At 62.3% G+C, this 7,067-nt stretch carries 7 protein-coding genes; 6 read left to right on the top strand and 1 reads right to left on the bottom strand.

The genetic code is table 11. The features are described 5' to 3' along the window. The 5 genes from ACIQUS_RS04410 to ispD form a co-directional block, all read left to right on the top strand. Nucleotides 1–1,434 (top strand): CTP synthase (locus ACIQUS_RS04410; RefSeq protein ID WP_403043374.1); only part of this gene is annotated, 1,434 nt, incomplete at its 5' end. A 3-nt stretch (nucleotides 1,435–1,437) separates the two neighbouring features. Next, nucleotides 1,438–2,283: a 3-deoxy-8-phosphooctulonate synthase gene (gene kdsA / locus ACIQUS_RS04405; RefSeq protein WP_403043371.1), complete on the top strand. Its 846-nt coding sequence runs from the start codon at nucleotides 1,438–1,440 to the stop codon at nucleotides 2,281–2,283. Nucleotides 2,284–2,437: 154 nt separating this feature from the next. Then, nucleotides 2,438–3,727, top strand: a complete 1,290-nt coding sequence (gene eno / locus ACIQUS_RS04400; RefSeq protein WP_285862637.1) for a phosphopyruvate hydratase — start codon at nucleotides 2,438–2,440, stop codon at nucleotides 3,725–3,727. A 163-nt stretch (nucleotides 3,728–3,890) separates the two neighbouring features. After that, nucleotides 3,891–4,169, top strand: a complete 279-nt coding sequence (gene ftsB / locus ACIQUS_RS04395; protein ID WP_038613966.1) for a cell division protein FtsB — start codon at nucleotides 3,891–3,893, stop codon at nucleotides 4,167–4,169. Next, nucleotides 4,166–4,873 carry a 2-C-methyl-D-erythritol 4-phosphate cytidylyltransferase gene (gene ispD, locus ACIQUS_RS04390; RefSeq protein ID WP_403043368.1) on the top strand — a complete coding sequence of 236 codons (708 nt, stop codon included), beginning with the start codon at nucleotides 4,166–4,168 and terminating at the stop codon, nucleotides 4,871–4,873. Before ftsB ends, ispD begins: the two co-directional genes overlap by 4 nt. A gap of 78 nt (nucleotides 4,874–4,951) precedes the next feature. Here ispD and ACIQUS_RS04385 read toward each other — a convergent pair whose 3' ends face one another. Then, nucleotides 4,952–5,848 (bottom strand): LysR substrate-binding domain-containing protein, encoded by an 897-nt coding sequence (locus ACIQUS_RS04385; RefSeq protein WP_403043365.1) that lies wholly within the window; start codon nucleotides 5,846–5,848, stop codon nucleotides 4,952–4,954. Nucleotides 5,849–5,954: 106 nt separating this feature from the next. Here ACIQUS_RS04385 and ACIQUS_RS04380 point away from each other — a divergent pair, with 106 nt between their 5' ends. Further along, nucleotides 5,955–7,067: an S-(hydroxymethyl)glutathione dehydrogenase/class III alcohol dehydrogenase gene (locus ACIQUS_RS04380; protein WP_403043364.1), complete on the top strand. Its 1,113-nt coding sequence runs from the start codon at nucleotides 5,955–5,957 to the stop codon at nucleotides 7,065–7,067.

The raw sequence follows: 7,067 nt of genomic DNA, 5'->3' as shown, positions 1-7,067 counted from the left end.
GCCGAGACCGACCTGGACCTGGTCAACTACGAGCGGTTCATCCGCACGACCATGACCCAGAACAACAACTTCACCACCGGCCGTATCTACGAGCACGTGCTGCGCAAGGAGCGCCGTGGTGATTACCTGGGCGCGACCATCCAGGTCATTCCGCACATCACCGACGAGATCAAGCGCCGCATCATCAAGGGCGCCGGCGATGCCGACGTGGCCCTGGTGGAAATCGGCGGTACCGTGGGTGACATCGAGTCGCAACCGTTCCTCGAAGCCATCCGCCAGCTGCGCGTCGAAGTGGGCTCCAAGCGCGCCATGTTGATGCACCTGACCCTGGTTCCGTACATCGCCACTGCCGGCGAGACCAAGACCAAGCCGACCCAGCACTCGGTGAAAGAGCTGCGCTCCATCGGCCTGCAGCCAGACGTGCTGATCTGCCGCTCCGACCACCCGGTCGATGCCTCGTCGCGTCGCAAGATCGCGCTGTTCACCAACGTTGAAGAGCGTGCGGTGATTTCGCTGGAAGACGTCGACACCATCTACAAGATTCCTGGCGTGCTGCACGCACAGGGCCTGGACGACTTCGTCGTCGAGCGCTTCGGCCTGCAGTGCAACAGCGCCGACCTGTCCGAGTGGGACAAGGTCGTCGACGCCAAGCTCAACCCTGAGCAGGAAGTGACCATTGCCATGGTCGGCAAGTACATGGAGCTGCTGGATGCGTACAAGTCGCTGATCGAAGCGATGAGCCACGCCGGCATCACCAACCGCACCAAGGTCAACCTGCGCTATATCGATTCCGAAGACATCGAGAACCAGGGCACCGGCCTGCTGGAAGGCGTCGACGCCATCCTGGTACCGGGCGGTTTCGGCCTGCGTGGCGTGGAAGGCAAGATCACCGCGGTGCAGTACGCTCGTGAAAACAAGATCCCGTACCTGGGCATCTGCCTCGGCATGCAGGTCGCCGTGATCGAGTTCGCCCGTAACGTGATGGGCTGGAAAGACGCCAACTCCACCGAGTTCGACCGCAACAGCGGCCACCCGGTCGTTGGCCTGATCACCGAGTGGGCTGACGCCACCGGCGCGGTCGAGACCCGTACCGAAGCTTCCGACCTGGGCGGCACCATGCGCCTGGGTGCACAGGACTGCCAGATCGTCGCCGGCTCCAAGGTTCACGACTGCTACGGCAAGGACGTGATCACCGAGCGTCACCGTCACCGCTACGAAGTGAACAACAACCTGTTGCCGCAACTGATCGACGCCGGCCTGGTGGTTTCCGGCCGTTCCGAAGATGGCGCGCTGGTCGAAGTGGTCGAGTCCAAGGATCATCCATGGTTCGTCGCTTGCCAGTTCCACCCCGAGTTCACCTCGACCCCGCGTGACGGCCATCCGCTGTTCAGCGGTTTCGTCAAGGCGGCATTGGCTCAAAAGAACAAGGCCTGATCCATGACCCAGAAGATCGTCCGCGTCGGTAACATCGAGATCGCCAACGACAAGCCGTTCGTCCTGTTCGGCGGCATGAACGTGCTGGAATCCCGTGACCTGGCCCTGAAGGTCTGCGAAGAGTACGTGCGGGTTACCGAGAAACTCGGTATCCCCTACGTGTTCAAGGCCAGCTTCGACAAGGCCAACCGTTCGTCCACCCATTCCTACCGTGGCCCGGGCCTGGAGGAGGGGATGAAGATCTTCGAAGAGATCAAGCGCACCTTCGGTGTGCCGATCATCACCGATGTCCACGAGCCGGCCCAGGCCGAGGTCGTGGCCAAGGTCTGCGACGTGATCCAGCTGCCGGCGTTCCTCTCGCGCCAGACCGACCTGGTCGTGGCCATGGCCAGGACCGGTGCGGTGATCAACATCAAGAAAGCCCAGTTCCTCGCACCCCAGGAAATGAAACACATCCTGAACAAGTGCGAAGAAAACGGTAATGACCAGTTGATCCTCTGCGAGCGTGGTTCCAGCTTCGGTTACAACAACCTGGTGGTGGACATGCTCGGCTTCGGCATCATGAAGCAATTCGAGTACCCGGTATTCTTCGACGTGACCCATTCCCTGCAGATGCCGGGTGGTCGCGCCGATTCCGCCGGCGGCCGTCGTGCCCAGGTCACCGACCTGGCCAAGGCGGGCCTCAGCCAGGGCCTGGCCGGGCTTTTCCTCGAAGCCCACCCGGACCCGGACAACGCCAAGTGCGATGGTCCTTGCGCCCTGCGCCTGGATAAACTGGAGCCATTCCTGGCCCAGCTCAAGCAACTGGACGACCTGGTGAAAAGTTTTCCGACGGTAGAAACCGCGTAAAGCTCATTTCTCGGGTAAAGTACCGCCCGTTCCAACCCCTGACCTGTCGGTCAGGGGCCCCCTTCGCCCGGCCTGCCTTCTGCAAACCCGCCCGGCGAACGGCAAGAATTCCCTAAGTTGCGTTGTTTTCGTCAATTCTGGAGTGCTTACAACAATGGCAAAGATCGTCGACATCAAAGGTCGTGAAGTTCTCGATTCGCGTGGCAACCCCACCGTGGAAGCGGACGTACTGCTCGACAACGGCATCATCGGCAGCGCCTGCGCGCCGTCCGGTGCTTCCACTGGCTCGCGCGAAGCGCTGGAGCTGCGTGATGGCGACAAGAGCCGTTACATGGGCAAGGGCGTACTGAAGGCTGTTGCCAACATCAACGGCCCGATCCGTGACCTGCTGCTGGGCAAGGATCCGCTGGACCAGAAAGCCCTGGACCGCGCCATGATCGAACTGGACGGTACCGAGAACAAGGCCAAGCTGGGCGCCAACGCCATCCTGGCCGTTTCCCTGGCCGCCGCCAAGGCTGCTGCACAGGACCAGGACCTGCCGCTGTACGCGCACATCGCCAACCTCAACGGCACCCCAGGCCAGTACTCGATGCCGGTTCCGATGATGAACATCATCAACGGCGGCGAGCACGCCGACAACAACGTCGACATCCAGGAGTTCATGGTTCAACCGGTTGGCGCCAAGACCTTCTCCGACGGCCTGCGCATGGGCACCGAGATCTTCCATCACCTCAAAGCCGTGCTCAAGGCTCGTGGCCTGAACACCGCCGTCGGTGACGAAGGTGGCTTCGCCCCTAACCTGACCTCCAACGAAGACGCCCTGGCGGCCATCGCCGAAGCCGTGGCCAACGCTGGCTACAAGCTGGGCACCGACGTGACCCTGGCCCTGGACTGCGCGGCTTCCGAATTCTATGAAGACGGCAAGTACAACCTGTCCGGCGAAGGCAAGTCGTTCGACGCCGAAGGTTTCGCCGAGTACCTCAAAGGCCTGACCGAGCGCTTCCCGATCATCTCGATCGAAGACGGCCTGGACGAGTCCGACTGGGCTGGCTGGAAGATCCTCACCGACAAGATCGGCACCAAGGTGCAACTGGTCGGCGACGACCTGTTCGTGACCAACACCAAGATCCTCAAGGAAGGCATCGAGAAAGGCATCGGCAACTCGATCCTGATCAAGTTCAACCAGATCGGCTCGCTGACCGAAACCCTGGAAGCCATCCAGATGGCCAAGGCTGCCGGTTACACCGCAGTGATCTCGCACCGTTCGGGCGAAACCGAAGACTCGACCATTGCCGACCTGGCCGTGGGTACCGCTGCCGGCCAGATCAAGACCGGTTCGCTGTGCCGTTCCGACCGCGTCTCCAAGTACAACCAACTGCTGCGTATCGAAGAGCAATTGGGCAGCAAGGCTGTGTACCGTGGCCGTGCCGAGTTTCGCGGCTAAGCAAGAGATGGTAAAAAGACAGCAGCCAAGGTTCGCCGAACAGCCATACTGACCGTTCGGCAACCTGATGCAGCTGGCCTGTATGCACAAAGCCTGGCTTCGGCCAGGCTTCGTGCCATCAGTGCCCTGCACAAGTGGCGGTCTATTTCCACTGGATACCCTGATGCGCAGTCCCTATTGGTTGTTCCTCGTCCTGCTCCTGCTGCTCGGTGGCCTGCAGTACCGCCTGTGGGTGGGCAATGGCAGCCTGGCCCATGTCACCGAACTCAAGCAACAGATTGCCGACCAGCACGCTGAAAACGAGCGCCTGCTGGAGCGTAACCGCGTGCTTGACGCTGAAGTACTGGAGTTGAAAAAAGGTATGGAAACCGTCGAAGAACGGGCTCGCCATGAACTGGGAATGGTCAAGGAGGGCGAAACCCTCTACCAGCTTGCCCAATGAACCAGACCTTGCCGGCCTTCTGGGCCGTGATTCCCGCCGCGGGTGTTGGTGCCCGCATGGCTGCCGACCGTCCCAAGCAGTACCTGCAACTGGGTCGACAGACCATCCTCGAGCATAGCCTCGACTGTTTTCTCGACCATCCCTGCGTCAAAGGGGTGGTGGTCAGCGTTGCCGCTGACGATCCTTACTGGCCAGGCTTGCGCTGCGCCAGCGATCCACGCATCCAGCGTGCCGAAGGCGGCCGCGAACGTGCTGACTCGGTGCTCAATGCCTTGTTGCTGCTGCACGCCCAAGGGGCAGCCGATAGCGACTGGGTGCTGGTGCACGATGCCGCCCGGCCGAACCTGGCGCGCAGCGATCTTGATCGCCTGCTGGCCGAGCTTGCCGACGATCCGGTCGGCGGCCTGCTGGCGGTGCCGGCCCGCGATACCCTCAAGCGCGCCGATGCCAATGGCCGGGTCAGCGCCACCATCGACCGTAGCACGGTGTGGCAAGCCTACACCCCGCAGATGTTCCGCCTTGGCGCCCTGCACCGGGCCCTGGCCGACAGCCTGGTGGCCGATGTGGCGATTACCGATGAATCCTCGGCGATCGAATGGGCCGGGCAGGCGCCACGCTTGATCGAAGGGCGCAGCGACAACATCAAGGTCACCCGCCCGGAAGATCTGGAGTGGCTGCGCCAGCGCTGGGCCAAGCGCGGCTGATAGCCTTTTCGCGGGGCAAGCCCGCTCCCACAGGTTTTTCATACCCCTGTAGGAGCGGGCTTGCCCCGCGATGCTTTTCTAGGCCCCACGATACTCAGGCAACCCCGCCAATCCCTCCCGCAAATAATCCACCAGCTGGCGCACCTTCGGCGACAGGTGCCGTTGCTGCGGGTACAGCGCCCAGACCGCCGTGTTGGGCGGCTGGTGGGCATCGAGCAATGACACCAGGGCCCCGCTCTTGAGGTGTTCGAGCACGTAGTAGTCGGGCAACTGGCACAAGCCGACCCCTTGCAAGGCAGCATCGAGCACCGCCTGGCCACTGTTGCAGCGCCAGTTGCCCTGCACCCGCAAGGCTTGCTCCCGGCCATCCTGTAACAGTGCCCAGCTGTCGGAACTGCCGATCAGGCAATTGTGCCGGGCCAGTTCCGAGAGGCTGTGGGGCCGACCATACCGCTCAAGGTAGGCCGGTGAAGCGCACAGGTACATGCGCCGCGGCGCAAGGCGTGTGGCCACCAGCCGCGAATCCTGCAGGCGGCCCAGGCGGATCGCCAGGTCCATGCCTTCGTGCACCAGGTCCAGGGTGCGGTTGCTCAGTTCGATATCCACTCGCAACTGCGGATACAGCGCCATGAACCGGGTCACCAGTGGCGCAATGAAACGCTCGCCGTAGGCCACCGCACAGGTCATGCGCAGCAGTCCCTTGGGCTCACCGGTCAGGTCGCTCATGGCGCGCAGGGCTTCCTCGCGGCCGTCCTGCAGGCGTTGGCAATGCTGCAGGAAGGTCTGTCCAGCTTCGCTCAGGGTCACCTTGCGCGTGCTGCGATAAAGCAGGCGGGTCTGCAGGCGATCTTCCAGGCGGGCGATCTGGCGGCTGATGTGCGAGGACGACACCCCGAGCCGTTCTGCCGCGGCGGTGAACTGACCCGACTCGGCCACGGCGACGAATTCGTCGATGCCTTCCCAGCGGCTGCTCATTGATTATCCCTGCATGGCAATAATGTTTTGTCTTTGCCTGGATTATTCATCAAATGACGATGAATTACACTTCGGGCTTGAACTGACCCCTTGCTGGAGAAGATTGATGATCAAGTCCCGTGCCGCCGTTGCCTTCGAGGCCAAGAAACCGCTGGAGATCGTCGAAGTCGACGTGGCCATGCCCAAGGCTGGCGAAGTACTGCTGCGCGTTGTCGCCAGCGGTGTTTGCCATACCGACGCCTACACCCTGTCCGGTGCGGATCCGGAAGGTATCTTCCCGTCGATCCTCGGCCACGAAGGCGGCGCCATCGTCGAGGCGATCGGTGAGGGCGTGACCTCGGTCGCCGTGGGCGACCACGTGATCCCGCTGTACACCCCCGAGTGCGGCCAGTGCAAATTCTGCCGCTCCGGCAAGACCAACCTGTGCCAGGCGATCCGTGCGACCCAGGGCAAGGGCCTGATGCCTGACGGCACCACGCGCTTCTCCTACAAGGGCCAACAGCTGTTCCACTACATGGGCACCTCGACCTTCTCCGAATACACCGTGCTGCCGGAAATCTCCGTTGCCAAGATCCAGAAAGAAGCGCCGCTGGAGAAGGTCTGCCTGCTCGGCTGTGGTGTCACCACCGGCATCGGCGCCGTGCTCAACACCGCCAAGGTCAAGCCGGGCGACACCGTGGCCGTTTTCGGCCTGGGCGGCATCGGCCTGTCGGCGATCATCGGTGCGGTCAAGGCCAAGGCCTCGCGCATCATTGCCGTGGACATCAACCCCAGCAAGTTCGAGATCGCCAGGCAACTGGGCGCTACCGACTGCGTCAATCCGAAGGACTACGATCGCCCGATCCAGGAAGTCATTGTCGACCTCACCGACGGCGGCGTGGACTTCTCCTTCGAATGCGTGGGCAATGTGCAACTGATGCGCGCTGCCCTGGAATGCTGCCACAAGGGCTGGGGTGAGTCGGTGATCATCGGTGTCGCCGGTGCCGGACAGGAAATTTCCACCCGTCCGTTCCAGCTGGTGACCGGTCGCGTCTGGCGCGGTTCGGCCTTCGGTGGCGTGCGCGGTCGCAGCGAGCTGCCAAGCTACGTGGAAATGTCCGAGAAGGGCGAGATCCCGCTGGATACCTTCATCACCCACACCATGGGCCTGGAAGATATCAACAAGGCATTCGACCTGATGCACGAAGGCAAGAGCATTCGCAGCGTCATCCACTTCTGA

Origin of the sequence: Pseudomonas sp. NPDC090755 (assembly GCF_044769005.1) — a bacterium.
Taxonomy (GTDB): Bacteria; Pseudomonadota; Gammaproteobacteria; order Pseudomonadales; family Pseudomonadaceae; genus Aquipseudomonas.
This window is presented reverse-complemented; position numbering and strand designations above follow the sequence as displayed.